The sequence below is a fragment of the Serratia aquatilis genome, from assembly GCF_044865145.1.
GTDB classification, from domain to species: domain Bacteria; phylum Pseudomonadota; class Gammaproteobacteria; order Enterobacterales; family Enterobacteriaceae; genus Chania; species Chania aquatilis.
This window is the reverse complement of record NZ_CP173186.1, coordinates 2,933,699-2,950,196: the sequence shown is the minus strand read 5'-3', so window position 1 is coordinate 2,950,196 and position 16,498 is coordinate 2,933,699. Positions and strand designations below refer to the sequence as shown.

Annotated in this window: 15 protein-coding genes; 9 read left to right on the top strand and 6 right to left on the bottom strand. The window is 45.7% G+C overall.

Features of this window, described 5'->3' with window-relative positions:
• Positions 1-46 precede the first annotated feature (46 nt).
• The 4 genes from SAQUA_RS13320 to SAQUA_RS13305 all read right to left on the bottom strand — a co-directional run bounded on the left by SAQUA_RS13320 (position 47) and on the right by SAQUA_RS13305 (position 3,083).
• Positions 47-751 (bottom strand): DUF1120 domain-containing protein, encoded by a 705-nt coding sequence (locus SAQUA_RS13320; RefSeq protein ID WP_380675661.1) that lies wholly within the window; start codon positions 749-751, stop codon positions 47-49.
• A 73-nt stretch (positions 752-824) separates the two neighbouring features.
• Positions 825-1,532, bottom strand: coding sequence for a DUF1120 domain-containing protein (locus SAQUA_RS13315; RefSeq protein WP_380675659.1), 708 nt, complete (start codon positions 1,530-1,532; stop codon positions 825-827).
• Between the two features lie 74 nt (positions 1,533-1,606).
• Positions 1,607-2,308: a DUF1120 domain-containing protein gene (locus SAQUA_RS13310; protein WP_380675657.1), complete on the bottom strand. Its 702-nt coding sequence runs from the start codon at positions 2,306-2,308 to the stop codon at positions 1,607-1,609.
• Between the two features lie 73 nt (positions 2,309-2,381).
• Positions 2,382-3,083 (bottom strand): DUF1120 domain-containing protein, encoded by a 702-nt coding sequence (locus tag SAQUA_RS13305; protein WP_380675655.1) that lies wholly within the window; start codon positions 3,081-3,083, stop codon positions 2,382-2,384.
• A 1,273-nt stretch (positions 3,084-4,356) separates the two neighbouring features.
• Between SAQUA_RS13305 and SAQUA_RS13300 the strand changes: the two genes are divergently transcribed.
• Positions 4,357-4,905 carry a tyrosine-type DNA invertase gene (locus tag SAQUA_RS13300; RefSeq protein ID WP_380675653.1) on the top strand — a complete coding sequence of 183 codons (549 nt, stop codon included), beginning with the start codon at positions 4,357-4,359 and terminating at the stop codon, positions 4,903-4,905.
• Positions 4,906-5,572: 667 nt separating this feature from the next.
• Positions 5,573-6,313 carry a LuxR C-terminal-related transcriptional regulator gene (locus SAQUA_RS13295; RefSeq protein ID WP_380675651.1) on the top strand — a complete coding sequence of 247 codons (741 nt, stop codon included), beginning with the start codon at positions 5,573-5,575 and terminating at the stop codon, positions 6,311-6,313.
• Positions 6,314-6,390: 77 nt separating this feature from the next.
• Here the strand turns inward: SAQUA_RS13295 and SAQUA_RS13290 are convergent, their stop codons facing one another.
• Complete coding sequence (locus SAQUA_RS13290; RefSeq protein ID WP_380675649.1) at positions 6,391-7,143, bottom strand: FadR/GntR family transcriptional regulator; 753 nt, start codon at positions 7,141-7,143, stop codon at positions 6,391-6,393.
• 958 nt (positions 7,144-8,101) lie between these two features.
• Here SAQUA_RS13290 and allD point away from each other — a divergent pair.
• From allD to SAQUA_RS13255, 7 genes are all read left to right on the top strand, one after another.
• Entirely contained in the window at positions 8,102-9,133 is a 1,032-nt protein-coding gene (gene allD, locus SAQUA_RS13285) for an ureidoglycolate dehydrogenase (RefSeq protein WP_380675647.1), read from the top strand.
• 10 nt (positions 9,134-9,143) lie between these two features.
• Positions 9,144-9,614 carry a YhcH/YjgK/YiaL family protein gene (locus SAQUA_RS13280; RefSeq protein ID WP_380675645.1) on the top strand — a complete coding sequence of 157 codons (471 nt, stop codon included), beginning with the start codon at positions 9,144-9,146 and terminating at the stop codon, positions 9,612-9,614.
• A 272-nt stretch (positions 9,615-9,886) separates the two neighbouring features.
• A complete protein-coding gene (locus SAQUA_RS13275) occupies positions 9,887-10,900 on the top strand; it encodes a zinc-binding alcohol dehydrogenase family protein (RefSeq protein ID WP_380675643.1) in 1,014 nt (337 codons plus the stop codon).
• A 203-nt stretch (positions 10,901-11,103) separates the two neighbouring features.
• The gene (gene kdgT, locus SAQUA_RS13270; RefSeq protein ID WP_380675641.1) at positions 11,104-12,090 is read left to right on the top strand and encodes a 2-keto-3-deoxygluconate transporter; all 987 of its coding nucleotides are present in this window, start codon (positions 11,104-11,106) and stop codon (positions 12,088-12,090) included.
• 81 nt (positions 12,091-12,171) lie between these two features.
• Positions 12,172-12,612, top strand: coding sequence for a nuclear transport factor 2 family protein (locus tag SAQUA_RS13265; protein ID WP_380675639.1), 441 nt, complete (start codon positions 12,172-12,174; stop codon positions 12,610-12,612).
• A gap of 122 nt (positions 12,613-12,734) precedes the next feature.
• Positions 12,735-13,571 carry a 5-dehydro-4-deoxy-D-glucuronate isomerase gene (gene kduI, locus SAQUA_RS13260; protein ID WP_380675637.1) on the top strand — a complete coding sequence of 279 codons (837 nt, stop codon included), beginning with the start codon at positions 12,735-12,737 and terminating at the stop codon, positions 13,569-13,571.
• A 172-nt stretch (positions 13,572-13,743) separates the two neighbouring features.
• Positions 13,744-15,774 (top strand): DUF1176 domain-containing protein, encoded by a 2,031-nt coding sequence (locus SAQUA_RS13255; protein ID WP_380675635.1) that lies wholly within the window; start codon positions 13,744-13,746, stop codon positions 15,772-15,774.
• Between the two features lie 160 nt (positions 15,775-15,934).
• Here SAQUA_RS13255 and SAQUA_RS13250 read toward each other — a convergent pair whose 3' ends face one another.
• Positions 15,935-16,240, bottom strand: a complete 306-nt coding sequence (locus SAQUA_RS13250; RefSeq protein WP_380675633.1) for a hypothetical protein — start codon at positions 16,238-16,240, stop codon at positions 15,935-15,937.
• Positions 16,241-16,498: the final 258 nt, after the last annotated feature.

Here is a 16,498-nt window from a genome sequence, read left to right as displayed (position 1 = left end):
TCGTTTTTACATTTATTGCCGGGAATGAACCCGGCTAACATGTTGATTACAGGTAAACCAGCTCAAGCGTGCTCAGGCCGTCCAGAGCAACCGGTTTGGTCAGGTCAAGCTCAGAGGCTTTGTTGATATAAGCCTGAACGCCCAGTTTGCCTGCCAGAGTGGTGAAGGCGACCGGAGTGGTGGTGCCAGTTGCTGCCCAAGAGGAATAGCGCTGGACTGTGCTATTAAACAGGATTCCATAAGGGGTTTTTGCCCATGAGGTGGTATTGCCATTTGACTGTATGGAGTCCACTGCAACGCCATCAGCGGTCATGGTGCCAGCAGCCAGACGGATAGAATAACCGCCGATGCCTTTTGCCCCATCCAGACCCAAGCCAACAACAGATGTATTTGCAACATCAAACAACAAGATCCCACTAGGGGCGGAAATTCTCTCAATCAGCGTGCCATCAGTATTTACTGCGCTTGCACCACGTTGTGAGTACGCGGTAATAGCGACTTTAGCGGGAGCATCACAGTTGATGGCGAAATCCAGCTGTTTTTCTGGCATTGTGGTAAAAGCATCGTCAGCAAGGGCACTTGGTTTGATAGTGCCGTAGTCGACAGTGCCACCGCCAGACAGGGTTGGGGTACAAGCTGCTGGATCGATGGTGCCAATCACACGCACATCGATGCTTTCTGCCAATGCCGGCAAAGAGGTGGTAGCCAGCACCGCCAGCGCGCAAACGGTTTTTTGCAGGTTATTCAACATAAAATTCTCGTATTTTCTTTGAAGTTTAGGGGGTTACATTAATAGCCGGGAGCGATCCCGGCTAACCTATCTATTACAGGTAAACCAGCTCAAGCGTGGTCAGGCCATCCAGTACAACGGGTTTGGTCAGGTCCAGCTCAGAGGTTTTATTGATATAAGCCTGAACACCCAGCTTGCCTGCCAGTGTGGTGAATGCGATTGGAGTAGTGGTGCCTGTTTTGGCCCAGGATGCATGACGTACGCTTGTTACGGAATTAAGCAGGGAACCTGTAACTGCTTTTGACCATGAGGTGGTATTGCCATTTGCAACAATAGAATCTACCGCAATGCCATCAGCGCTCATGGTGCCAGGAGCTAGGCGGATAGCATAACCGCCAATACCTTTTGTACCATCCAGACCTAAACCAAAAACACCAGCACTTGCAGAACCAAACATCATGACCCCAGTAGGTGCGGTAGCCAGAGTCTCCATAGTCCCATTAGTATTAACTGCGCTTGCACCCCGTTGTGAGTATGCTGCAATAGCAACTTTAGCGGGTGCGTCACAGTTGATTGCCAAATCCAGCTGTTTCTCAGCCAATGTGGTAAAAGCATCTTTAGCCAGAGCCGTCGGTTTGATGGTGCCGTAATCAACAGTGCCACCGCCAGACAGGGTGGGGGTGCAAGCCGCTGGATCGATGGTACCGATAACGCGCACATCAATGCTTTCTGCCAATGCTGGTAGAGAGGTGGTAGCCAATACAGCCAGTGCGCAAACGGTTTTTTGCAGGTTATTCAACATAAAATTCTCGTATTTTCTTTGAAGTTTAGGGTGTTTACATGGTTAGCCGGGAGCGATCCCGGCTAACCTATCTATTACAGGTAAACCAGCTCAAGCGTGGTCAGGCCATCCAGTACAACGGGTTTGGTCAGGTCCAGCTCAGAGGTTTTATTGATATAAGCCTGAACACCCAGCTTGCCTGCCAGTGTGGTGAATGCGACCGGGGTGGTGGTGCCTTTTGTTGCCCAAGAGGCGTAGCGCAAAGATGTCAGGGAATTAAACATGGCGCCTGTGACTGCCGCTGTCCATGAGGAGGTATTACCGTGTGCGATGATGGAATCAACCGCAACGCCATCAGCGATCATGGTGCCAGGAGCAAGGCGGACACTATAACCGCCGATGCCTTTTGTCCCATCCAGACCTAAACCGACAACGCCATAGCTCGAACCACCGCCGAACAATCCAGAGTGACTCCCAATCTCAGCCAGTGAGCCATCAGCATTTACTGCACTTGCACCGCGTTGTGAGTGTGCGACAACCGCCACTTTAGCCGGGGCATCACAATTGATTGCGAAGTCCAGCTGCTTCTCTTCCAGCACAGTAAAGGCATCGGTAGCCAGAGCAGTTGGTTTGATAGTGCCGTAGTCGATAGTGCCACCGCCAGACAGGCTTGGGGTACAGGCTGCTGGGTCGATGGTGCCAATAACGCGCACATCAATGCTTTCTGCCAATGCTGGCAGAGAGGTGGTAGCCAGCACAGCCAGCGCACAAACGGTTTTTTGCAGATGATTTAACATAGAACTTTCTTTTTCCTTTTGAGGTTTAGGTTTTTACATTAATAGCCGGGTGTGAACCCGGCTAACATGTCTATTACAGGTAAACCAGCTCAAGCGTGGTCAGGCCATCCAACACAACGGGTTTGGTCAGGTCCAGCTCAGAGGTTTTATTGATATAAGCCTGAACGCCCAGCTTGCCTGCCAGGGTGGTGAATGCGATTGGTGTGGTGGTGCCTGTTGCTGCCCAAGAGGCGTAGCGCAAAGATGTCGGCGTGTTAAACATGGAGCCCGAAGATGCAACTGTCCATGAGGTGGTATTACCATTTGCCACGATAGAATCAACCGCAACGCCATCAGCGGTCATGGTGCCAGCAGCCAGACGTAGAGCATAACCGCCGATGCCTTTTGTGCCATCCAGACCCAAGCCGACAACGCCAGCGTTGCCAGTACCACCGAAGAAACCAGGAACAGCAGCTATCTCAGCCAGTGAGCCATCAGTGTTTACTGCGCTCGCACCACGTTGTGAGTGGGCGGTAATAGCCACTTTCGCCGGAGCATCACAGTTGATGGCAAAATCCAGCTGTTTCTCTTCCAACACTGTAAAAGCATCGGTAGCCAGGGCAGTCGGTTTGATGGTGCCGTAGTCGATAGTGCCACCGCCAGACAGGGTTGGGGTACAGGCTGCTGGGTCGATGGTGCCGATAACGCGAACATCAATGCTTTCTGCCAATGCTGGCAGAGAGGTGGTAGCCAGCACAGCCAGTGCACAAACGGTTTTTTGTATTTGGTTTAACATATAATTCTCGTATTCAATTTTCACATACCTAAGGGCGAGTATTCTGGTTTGCAGATGTCCTATTGACATCTAAATACCGAGTGATTTTTTACAGATAAAGCAAGTTTCTTGCCTTGCAATATCCGCTTCTCATTACTATTCCCGCCTGATATTCCAATGAAAAATAATTGTGGGTGAACAAATTATTGTTATATGCACAACCAAATCGGTGAATATCTAATTACTAAACACATGTATTAAAAATCCATGGTCACAATTAAGAGAGTATGTAAAGTCTCGTATGCTCTCTATGTTGGCGGACTTTTCAGTATGCAGTTTGGTGATTTACGTAATCACTATTAAAACTTCCTACTGAAACGGTAGCGCCATCCTATAACCTTTTAATAGCCCTTGTGGGGTAGTTATGTTGTTCTCTTGTTTTGTTTTGTACAACATGTAACAAATGTAACAAAGAGGTAGGGACTACCGTCTTTTTTTAACTGGTTATCACACCATGGGTCGATACTATCTATTTGATAAATATAATTGTTAATATTTACGACCTTTGACCGAAAACTTATTGACCGCGTTAGTCCGCTGAGTCATTAACTCGTCAGCTCAGCCAGACTTAAACTGGCTGCATAATAGATTAGTGGTATCTTTTTCAAGTTATGTCAGCAGAGCATTCAGAGTAAAAGTGCTAGCACATTAGGTTGTAAAATTTTCATCTGTGCGACCACGGGCTAGATTAGCAACGAATTATCGCATTGCTATAAGCCTAGCTACCTGATTATTTAAATTCACATTCCGCCTTTCATCCCTGTGTGACGATACTTGATTTCACCATCATATTTTCCGAGGTCGGCGTACTCCGGAAGTATAAAAAATTAAATGATCTTTAACTCTGTCATCTTTGCACGAATAGTTCTTGTGAACCAATCTGCGGCGGATGTTACCTGTGATAACTTCTTAGTGTCAACATTGTTAATCCGCTTACTATCAGCAGATAAAAACAAATGGATTCAAGGTGATGCGAGCAATTTCGCCAAAAATGCATAAGACTATTCTCAATGATATTGAGCTTTTATCTAACACATGGCTGCCCACGTCTGCTTCTTTTATCCTCTTCTCTGATAGGGGTATATAATAGGCATGGGCAGATAAAACCTTGCAATAAGGCGCGGCCCTGGTGCATTCGAGTTGTATCAACGCAGCCTTCTGATAACTTGAAAGGCGGCGGGTACAACGCTTATGTAACTTACAGTATGAGGGCGACAAACACAGAGAGGAAGTTATGAAAAAAAGGAAGTACTTAACCATGTCAGAAGTGAGAAAGTTGATTAATGCGGTTGGGCAAGGGGATCATGCAGACAGAGACGCTTGCTTGATTTGGATGTGTTTTCTACATGGTTGCCGAGTCAGTGAACTCAACTCATTACGTTTATCAGACATTGATCTGGAGGGCCGGACCATCATGATTAATCGACTAAAGAACGGATTTTCAACCATACATCCACTGTTCGACATTGAGATTGAGCCATTACAGCAGTGGTTACGCAAGCGTTTGAACTACAGAGGTTGTGATAGCGAATGGCTATTTCTCTCGCGGCAGGGCAATCGCCTTTCCCGGCAGCAAATCTATAAAATGATGCGTAAGTCTGGGCGTGATTCAGCACTCTCCATCGCGCCGCATCCGCATATGTTACGCCATGCCTGCGGGTATGCCCTAGCTGACAGAGGAATAGATACTCGCTTAATCCAAGACTATTTAGGGCATAGGAATATTCGGCATACGGTGTTATATACGGCAAGTAACTCGAGGCGATTTTTAGATATTTGGTGAATTGTAACGAGAAATTACTAGGTAACCATTTTGGGCTAAATTGGACATCATCATACTCACCGCAATCCCCACCTGTCAATGTTAGAGTGATCCACATCAAAGATTTCAAAAAATTCTTTTAAATTCATAATATTAAAATTATTTTCGCTATCAACTTCGACGCCTGTACGACGAAAATCACTCAGTGCTGAGGAGTGCGAGATGTTAACAAAATCGCCTGCCTTCGAAATTATATGCTGAAAAATAACCAATTTAAAGTATTAAATTAATAATTATTGGGCTATTTCGGCCTTAAACACCAAGGTATACAAAATAGCCCAAAATGACTACCTGAGTTAAGACGCATTAAATCGCTAAGTCTTTCTCTTATGATGCTAATCAAGGGATGAATAGAATGCAATGTACTCGTAATGTTATTGCATGAAATTATGATTTTTGAGCAAAAATGATTATTTATAGAGCATGAAGCAAGGGCTGTTGCGTTGTTATTTCCTGCACTTTCAGTGTCAGTACTACCCATTCCAATGATTAGACAAACACTGAAGATCGGTTGACACAGAGTTGTTATTTCGCAGACGCCTCGGGAATCCATTTACAGTAACTCATATTCGACAGTCTCATTATATACGGCTGTCACTTAATATAAAATTGATTGTGTAGAGACATCGTGTTAAATAATAAAGAAGAAGGAACTAATCTGCTCGGCCTTGATCCTATTAGGATTGAATTGTTCGATGAGTGCACGTTTACCTCAATCGGTTTTGAATCTTTGTTATCATCGATCTCAGCCAGTTGTGTTTTTCATCGCGCTCATAACTTGTCTGAGCTAAAGAAAGTCTTGGTAAAAGATAAAGTTCAAGTGCTAGTGATTGAGCCATTCAGTATGGGCAGAAATTTATTCCAGACTATTGAACTTATACATTGGATTAAAGGTAATTCTCCTGAAGCAAAGATTGTTATTTTAACACAGATCAAAGATAAGGCGATTTTGCGCTTTTTGTATAATACTAATATTAATGTACTCATCTCTAAAAGTGACGATCTGATTGAAATATCGAAGATAATTGCTCAAGCACTGCAGGGCAGTAAGGCTTGCAGCCGTACAATTCGCAAGTTGCTCAATAGCCAAGGAAGATTGTCACAGCTGAATTTGACAAATTCTGAACTAACAGTTTTGAACTACACCTTACTGGGTATTACGCAGAAAAAAATCGCCGATCTCACCAATCGGAGTACTAAAACCATCAGTTGCCACAAGCGTAATGCGATGCGTAAACTCGGAGTAAAAGGGAATACCGAACTGGTTGCATTCTCACAAAAAGCATCAGGTAATCATCTGATTAAATACCATAGCAGCGAAATAAAAAGCTCCGGCGCTCCACTATTTGCCAGCAGAAACCAGATTTGATCGTATATCCACGGTTCGTGGGTGAGATCATTTCACTGCCAATCAGTGTGAGCCGTACCAGACCCAGCTTGCGATAATCAACTCTGGGTTATTAAGCGGTTACGGCTCTCTTTTTCAAGGCTTAGCGCACGTTGTGAAGAGTTGAAGATCATTTGAGTTGTGATGTAACGGCAAAGTTCGGTGTCGCGCAGGCGAATCGCATCAATCAGTTGGGCATGTGTTTCCGCCGATTTATAACGTTCTTCCGGCGAGTCTAATGGGCAAGTGATCTGAATCGAGCTATTGACTGCAGTATGCATGGTCGGGGCTAGTTGCACAAAAATAACGTTATGTGTGGCGTGGATCAACGCGTGGTGAAAAGCTAAATCCGCTTCGTTATAAACCGACGTTTGCTCGTCTTCACAGTTGGCCATCATGATGGCAACGGCTTCTTCCATACGCTTGATGTCTTCAGCATCGGCACTTTCTGCAGCCATAGCCGCAACGTTAGGCTCAATCACCCGGCGAAAACGCTCTAGTTCACTGATTTTAAAAAGCTGAATGCCTGCCTCAGCAGCCAAACCCAATAGCAACGAATCAAGGATCTTCCACTGCAGACGATCGGCAACAAAAGTACCCGCCTTTGGGCGGGATACGACCAAACCCATGTTACGTAGTGAGTGCAGTGCCTCGCGAACGGAGGTGCGAGAAAGGCCATATTCCAGGCATAACTCTTGCTCTTTAGGCAACTGAGAGCCTATCGGATACTCTGCCTTGAGTATCTTGGTGGCTAAGGTGCCAAGTAGTTCGTCATAAAGGTACTTTTTTGAGCTTTTTGTTGTGGTCATCATTGTTTACCTTGTCAGACTCTTAATCCAAATCAGCGATTACTCGCACAGGTGTCCAGCAGCGTATTACCCAAAATCAAAGAATCAGCCCCTGACCCTGCATTGTCCTAAAGATAGAAATAATATCACACAGTTGAAAGTGCCCAATAACATCGTCCAACTGATATGAGAACTTGATGGATGCAGGTTATCTCATATTCTTTTCAGCAAGTTGGCTTTCAGCCAAACACTCAATGACCTGCGCTGCGAACTGGAGCGGCACTATACGCCTTAACCCCTCAACGGAGCCGCTAAATTAGGCTGTGTCCCTTAATTGCCCGTGGTGCCGTCGCAGACCCAAAAGCCCGTTATCAAGGCGGAGGGTGAAGGGCAGAGTGGCCCTCTGTTCAAGCCCGACAACACAGAAAACGGGCTTTTCGGGCGCGACCCTTCGGGCTGGGGGCATTTGCGCGCATTGCGGCGTTGTTCGCCGCTTATTTGGTCCACCAAACCTCGCGGCTCACGCCTTGCCCTGTGCGCAAATGACCGCCAGCGGCGCTCGCGTGCAATTAAGGGACACAGCCTAGCATACTGCCGATGGTTCTCACTTTTAAAATCCCCCAGTAACACGCTACAGAATTGGAGAATGCATTCATCGGTTCTCCAAATGCTAGTACTTCCGGCTTATGGTACCCGTGCAGTATGAAAAGTAACCACTCTTGTATAACATAATTCTAGGTGGCTTCATCGCCATTTTCAAGTTAACTTAGCTTTAATGCGTTTAATTAATTGATTAATAACAATATATTAATAATTTATAATAAAACACTGTTTCATTTATTTAATTATTTTTCAAAATAAAAGAAATATGTATGACATAGATCACGGTTAACCAGTTCGGTAATTAGCTAGCATGCAGCCATCAAAGCAGTCATAGAATGAATAATTGAGAATACCCATACCTGTAGTTAATGGAGGATTTATGAGCAACATTCTGGTTCAGGCAGACAAGCTTAGAGCTCTGGCAACAGAGCAATTGATCGCCGGGGGGTTGCCTGCTGAATCGGCTTCAGTCGTGGCTGATGTTTTGGTTCATGCGGATTCTAGAGGGATCCATTCCCACGGCGTTATGCGTGTTGAGCATTACTGTAAACGTTTGGCGAGTGGCGGTTTAAACCCCAAGGCCAATATCACTCTGGATCAACGCACTCCGGTTATCACTATTATGGATAGTGATAACGGTATGGGGCATGTCGCCTGTAAGAGAGCCACGGAACACGCGATCGAAACAGCAAAAACGCAGGGCATTTCGATGGTGATGGTGAATAAAACATCACACTGCGGAGCACTGTCTTATTACACCGAGATGGCCGCTAAGAACGATATGGTCGCTATCGCTATGACTCAGACTGATAAATGCGTGGTTCCTTACGGTGGCGCTGAACCCTTCTTCGGCACTAACCCAATTTCGTTTTCATTCCCGTCAGCGGATAGCGAGCCAGTGATTGTTGATATGGCAACATCAAACGCTGCTTTCGGTAAAATCCTGCATGCCCGCGAAAATAATCTCGAAATCCCTGACAACTGGGCTGTTGATGCCAACGGTAATGCTATTACCGATCCCACTAAATTTGCCGCGCTGCTGCCTTTCGGTGCGGGAGCCAAGGGTTATTGCATTGCATTAGCTATCGATGCCCTAACCGGCGTGCTGATGGGCGCTAAATATGGCCCGCATATAACTCGCATGTACGATGAGTACGATAAAATGCGTAATCTGGTCAGTATGATTATCGTGATCAATCCTGAGTTTTTCGGCGGTATTGAAGTCTTCAAACTTCTGATGAAACAGATGACCGGCGAACTTCATGCGTCTAAACCCCAGCCGGGCTTTGAAAGAGTGATGGTTCCGGGTGAACCAGAAATGCTGAATGCCCAACGCAGTAAAACCGACGGTGTACCGGTTGCAAAAAGTGTTTATGAGTCATTAACCAACCATTTAGTTGCTAAGGTGTAAGGGATTTAACATGATTACTGCAAATATTAATGATTACAAAACCGCATTGTATCTTTCAGAGCAGATGAAAGATGTCATTAGCAAAGCGTTGGAAATCACCGCCTCCAATCCGGCTGATGGCCGTTATAACATTGACGGTGATTCGGCATTTGTGCTGATCTCTAGCCCAATGACAGAAGCGCATGAGAAACGCCTGGCAGAGATCCACCACAAGTATCTCGACGTGCAAATTTTACTGGCTGGCAAAGAGGTTATTGGCTATGGCACTGAGTTGGCTGCCGCTGCCGCCGTTCAGGATCTGTTAGCTGATAAAGATATCGCTTTTTATAACGCTATTCCAAATGAGCAATTCGTCTCGCTTAATCCTGGTGATTACGCTGTCTTTTATCCGCATGAACTTCATCGGCCATTGTGTTCTGCCGGTCAAGAACAACAGATTAAAAAAGCTGTGGTAAAAATTAAAATAGATTATCTGAAATAAAACCAGCGCCAGTAATAGCCAGTATTTTACTGGGATGATAAGTAAATATTGGCTATTGATAATTAATTTTTTCAGATTAGCACAACTCCGCTTTCATTAAAGAGTCCGCTATGTGGGTGGGGTTGTTGAAACTATCATACAGTGAGATATTCCCAAATTCTTTAGCCACTAGCGTTATAACCGGCGGCTATCAAAAAATTAAGTCTAAGGGCGCGGCAGCAGCTATTGCCGGTTTGAACATCTGATTTAAGTTAAGAACAAGGAACATCACAATGAAAGCACTTGTTTTGCACGAGCCCTTTAAGTTTGAATATGTCAAGATGCCTATTCCGACACCGTATAAAGGGGAATTATTACTTAAGGTAAAAGCCGTGGGTATATGTGGTACTGATATTCACGCCTATTCAGGAAAACAACCTTTTTTTAGCTACCCGAGAATTCTTGGCCACGAAATTTGTGCCGAAGTGGTTGCAGTTGCTGACTCTACCAGCACAATCAAAGTTGGCCAACGTGTGGCCATTATCCCTTGCGTACCCTGTTATACCTGCCATGCCTGCCAGCAGGGCAGTACCAACTGTTGTGAGAAAGTGTCATTGTTCGGCGTACACCAAGACGGTGGATTTCGTGAATATATGACCGCACCAGAAAGCAATGTGGTACCTGTTCCTGATGAAGTCTCTGACAGTGCGGCCTCGCTGATCGAACCGTTCGCTATAGCCGCTCACGCTCTTGCTCGCGGTGGCGTTCAGGCAAATGAAGATGTACTGGTTATTGGCGCAGGCCCTATTGGTATCGGTATTGCCGCTATTGCCAAAGCCTATGGCGCTAACGTGATTGTGGCAGATACCCAAGCCTCAAGACGTCAGCACATTGAAAAATCACTGTCGTTACCAACGGCAGATCCACTGGCTGAAGACTTCAACCAGCAACTGCTGGCTCGGTTTAACGGCCAAATGGCTAAAACCGTGATTGATGCAACCGGTAATGCATCATCAATGAACAAGGCTGTTACGCTGCTACGCCATACTGGCAAGCTGGTTTTTGTCGGGTTATTTATCGGTGAACTCAATATTAACGACCCGGAATTCCATAAGCGAGAAACCACACTGTTTGGCAGCCGCAATGCTACACGTAAAGATTTTGAAAAAGTGATTGAGCTACTGCAAAGTAATTTGATTAACGAAAATATGATGAAAAGCCATGAGTTCCATTTTGAAAATCTGGCTGATTACGAAAACACAGTAGTAAAAAACGCAGAGTTATTAAAAGGCGTCATTCGTTTTTAATTAGAAATCGAGGCTATTAGAAGGGATTAACTTCTATCAACTGTAAAAATACTTTATGGGATATTTAAATCACCACTAATCATGACCTAAAGACAACACAATCAATATAACGCTAATTAATTTTTCTCAAAAATAGCGGTCAATCTCATGGTGGCTGTATCAGGGATTGTCCTGAAATAAATATTAAATTCAGGTGAAATTATATGAAAATTAAACAGGCCATAGACAAAATCCCCGGTGGGTTGATGTTGGTACCCTTATTCCTTGGTGCGCTTTGCCATACTCTATCACCAGGTGCCGGGAAGTATTTCGGTTCGTTTACCAACGGACTGATCTCCGGTACGGTGCCAATTCTGGCGGTCTGGTTCTTCTGTATGGGAGCATCCATTCAGCTTAGTGCCACAGGAACTGTGTTACGTAAATCAGGTACGCTGGTTATTACAAAAATAGCCGTAGCATGGGTTGTTGCTGCGATTGCCTCACAGCTGATACCTGAACACGGCGTTGAGGTTGGCTTTTTTGCCGGTATGTCAACGTTGGCTCTGGTTGCCGCGATGGACATGACTAATGGCGGACTGTATGCCTCAATCATGCAACAGTATGGTACCCAAGAAGAAGCTGGCGCATTCGTGCTGATGTCGGTTGAGTCCGGTCCGTTAATGACCATGATCATTCTGGGCACTGCCGGTATTGCTTCATTCGAACCGCAAGCATTCGTGGGAGCGGTACTACCGTTCATCATCGGTTTTGCTTTAGGTAACCTTGACCCTGAGCTGCGTGAATTCTTCAGCAAAGCGGTTCATACCCTGATCCCTTTCTTCGCCTTTGCCCTGGGTAACACGATTAATCTGGGCGTTATTCTTGAAACAGGCTTGTTAGGCATTCTGCTGGGCGTTGGTGTGATCATCGTTACCGGTATTCCTTTGATGCTGACCGACAAATTTATAGGTGGAGGAAATGGCACCGCCGGCATTGCCGCGTCCAGTACCGCAGGTGCGGCGGTAGCGACACCGGTACTGATTGCCGAAATGCTGCCGCAATTTAAACCTGTTGCGCCAGCGGCAACCGCATTAGTCGCAACCTCGGTGATCGTAACGTCGGTATTAGTACCGATTATTACTGCGATGTGGGCAAAACGTATGAATGCCAGAAATCCAAAACCTGTTAGTGCCATTCCTGAAACTGAGTGAGCGAGTTCGGTATTTAATCAACGTAACCAGTGTATCCGCAATCTGAAGTCGCGCGGGTGTAACACACCATAGGGTACCAGTATGAAAAAATTATTAGGTGCAGCATTATTTTCACTGTTTCTCAGCACGACCTGTTTTGCACAAAGTAGCGCAGATACCAAGGCAGTTACCGATGCGGTAGAAAGCATGCGTCTGGCGATGCTCAGTGGCAAGAAAGCCGATCTGGAGAAAGTTGGTGCTCCGGCCCTCAGCTATGGCCACTCCAGCGGAAGAATCGAAAACAATGCCGAGTTTGTAGACGCAATCGTAACCGGCAAGTCAACGTTCCAGACGTTGAACCTGAACGACCAGACCGTTCAGGTGGACGGAGACGTTGCCATTGTTCGCCATATTATGGCTGCAAAAACCAACGACAGCGGTAAGCCTGGTGAAGTCAAAATCGGCGTTATGCTGGTCTTAAAGAAAGATAAAGTTGGAGAGTGGAAACTGTTAGCCCGTCAGGCGTACAAGCTCCCACAGTAAAAATTACGGCAAGCGAGGTTGCCGTCTTTGCTGGCAAAGGGTGGCAATATTCAAAGGAAATCATTCCTGATAACCATCGGCTGGCGGCAGGGTCGCCAGCCGATGTTGAAAGAGGTTTAACTATGCAAGTTCGTCAAAGTATTCACAGCGATCACGCTAAAAAACTGGATACGGCAGAACTCCGCCGCGAATTCCTGATCGAAAAAATCTTCGAAGCTGACCAATACACCATGACCTATAGCCACATAGACCGGATTATCGTCGGTGGCATTATGCCAGTCAGCAAAACGGTAGTTATTGGTACAGAAGTTGGCAAGCAACTGGGCGTTAGCTATTTTCTTGAGCGCCGGGAATTTGGCGCAATCAATATTGGCGGGGCTGGCATCATTACGGTTGATGGTAAACGCTATGAAATTGGCAATGAAGAGGCTATCTACATTGGCAAAGGCTCAAAAGAGGTGACTTTCAGCAGTGTTGATACCGCCAAGCCAGCCAAACTGTATTATAACAGCGCACCAGCACACATGGCTTACCCAACCAAGTTGATCTCTCGTGCGGATGTCACCCCAATGACCGTGGGCAGCCCGGAAACCAGCAACCTGCGAACTATTAACAAATACCTGATCCCAGAAGTAGTACAAACCTGCCAATTGAGCATGGGCTTAACCAAACTGGCAGAAGGTAGCTTGTGGAACACTATGCCAACGCACACCCATGAGCGCCGTATGGAAGCCTATTTTTACTTCAATATCGATGAAGAAAATGCAGTATTTCATATGATGGGCCAGCCGCAAGAAACCCGCCACATTCTGGTACATAATGAACAAGCGGTAATTTCACCAAGCTGGTCAATACACTCCGGCGTAGGCACTAAAAACTATACCTTTATCTGGGGTATGATCGGGGAAAACCAAACCTACGATGATATGGATCATGTGAAGATCAAAGACATTCGCTAGTCTGTTTGTCTGCTGGCGGCCAAGATATCGGCCGCTGCTATATCAAACTGCACAGCCTGAAATGGAAGGTAAAGCTGTGTCGTCAGCGGTTTTGAAACCAAACATGCTCGTGCTGAAATCTGATGGGAGTATCGATATAATCCCTGCCTGTTGTTAATAAAAGGGATTTTATATGCGCGTTTTGTTGCTCTCAGTTCTGGGGTTACTCGCCATCACGTTGTCACATGCCGCACCGTTACAGGGTATCTACTTCGGTCATAAGTACTGGGAACTGGCCTGCGACAATACAGGTACCTGCCGAGCGGCAGGCTACGGTGAAGGCAAGGTCAGTGTTTTATTAACTCGTCACGCAGGGGCAGGGGATAGCGTTAAAGTAGAGGCTTATATTGCTCAGGAAATAGCGGAGGATCCTACTGATTTAAAAGTAACCTTGTTTATTAACAACGTGTCCCAAGGCATATTGAATGAAGCATCAAACAGGTATTTTCTATTAAATTATGAACAGCGGAAATCTATCATTACCGCATTGCGCCAGAATGATGAAATTGCATTTCTAGCTAACGCGGAACGTGTGCAGCTGTCAACAGCAGGTTCGAATGCTGTTCTATTGAAAATGGATGAGTTTCAAAAACGGATTGGAACCAGCAGTGCATTACTTCACCCCGGGGAGAGTAATAACGTACATGTTTTAGCTTCAATTGCTAAACCTGAAATCATTGCCCACCCACTTATCGCTTTTCCACAAATCAACTCATTATCGCCAGCGCAATCACAAAAAATAGGGAGTTGGCTACAACCCACTAAAGAAATGAACTGTAGTGAACTTGATGAGGGCAGAGAAAGGGTATTTGATATTATTCCTGTGGATAAAAACCACTCATTAATCAGGACAGAATGCTTCGACATCTCGCGCTATGCCATGTGGCTGACCGATAACGCGTTCAAATCTCGGCCTAAGCTCGTCACCAGCGATGCTGCAGAGTATCAGAAGGGTAAGATCTGGAGATTCAGTGGGCCGGTACAGGCCTGGGTTTGGGATGGCAGACAGTTTGTTCTGTGCGATGAATACTATGATAACGTCGGCTGGGGAAATCATCTGGCCCCCGGTGGTATCTGGCACCTCCCGACTTTTGTCAGCACAATCCTCACACAACAAGAAGCAGAGCGTGACAGTGTGGCGCTGAAAACGCTTCATATTGCGGTTATAAAAGAGAAAATGGCCAACCCGGAACTGGAATTTGGCAAAATCACCGAACAATTTCCGTTAAAAAGACCTGTGACGAATTTTGAGATTTCGTATGTCGAAAACGGTCGGTTACCTGAAGACAAACCGTCCGCCGATATCAGTGATGACGAGTGGCAAGCGTTCCTGCACTCGAACATTATGGCCTATACGGAAAATGGAACAGTGGGTTATCGTCTCGTCGATCTCGATAACGACGGTAAACGCGATTTAATTATTGATAGCTATGTTGGTGGCACCGGTTTGTACAGCTATACCGGCGTTCTCAAGCGCGGCGACAAAACATTTTACTCCACCATTGATGATCCTGACGGCGAGGAGTCTTATACACCGGGTGAGCTATTTTCAGAAAATGGGCGTGGTGCAAACCAGTGGAGCAAGTGGGTAGAGATCAACGGTCAGGTTTACGCGCTGTGGTTTAACGGCGTTTTTGGCGAGGATAACCTCTATCTCGTACGCCCGTTTAATAAAGCGGATAAAACGGCGACAGTTACCATTCGCTACCATTATCAGCTAGATTCAATTGGCACTCAGGAAGATGGGCCGACACTCACACCTGCACTTAGCGATAACGATCGGAAAGGGTTATTAAAATCGCTTGAAGAAATGCAAAAGAACCTGCTCAAAGATCAGAAAATTGGGCAAACCAATCCACCAATTTGCCCGGTCCCACCCGGCACATCGCCTGAAGATGCCGAACGTTATAGCATGAGTATCCCTCTACATTATGCTTACGAATCTGTTGCGAAAATCCCCGTTTGGCTCGATGGGAAATGTTACATTGGCACTGTCGCCAGCCACTTTGGACACTATAATCACGGCGTTGATGCGGAGATTACGCTTTTGTCTCCAGAAAAGGACGAAGATATTGTCGGCGGCTATGCGATTACTGGATTAAGGAGCGTAACGTCAGTGAGCAGCGGCTATAAAAAACGCGAAGGTGATAATGGGGTACGTTGAATTGCCTGCGCAAGTGTGCCGCAGTTATGTTGAACGGCCCATGCGACCTTGCCAAGTATCGCTTGCAACAAAATGCCCGCTGGTACGCGGGCATCGTTTACCAATAGTCATAGAATCTTCTTTAGGATATTCCCTGATGCTGGTGCATTACAGATAAAAACTAATGGTAAGAAACATTCATAATACCAAGGGTATGTTTGGTGTTAAGCCATTTTATTCCGGTGACAGTGCCTTGAGCGAAGTTAATTTTCGATGAATTAATTGATGCCTTAGTCTGGATTTCTTTTCCACCCTTATAACATCCGATGTTTACGCTTCGCTGTGTATTATTAAAAGTACAGCCACTATCAACAATAGCGCCGGTAAAATGGATGACACCGCCTGAAGCGCCGCTAGCAAAGGGGGCACTGACGAGCAACATGAGACCGATGGAGGCCGAAATACATGCGAATTTGCAAGTGCTCATGGTAAACCTCACTGATTAAGAAAGGTACATCCATGTAACATGAAATCGGGCAGTCATTAAAAATGTAGCTGTGTTTTGGTAAAATACAATGGTGGAATAAAAAGTAAATAATAGTTACCAAGGGAATGTGAGGAATATACATCGAGATAATAATTACTAGGGTTATTATTTTCGTGCTTTGATATGAGCAGGATTAATTTTAATAATTTATGCTGAGCTTGATTTATTTGCGGTTTGGTATTAGCGACACTATATACC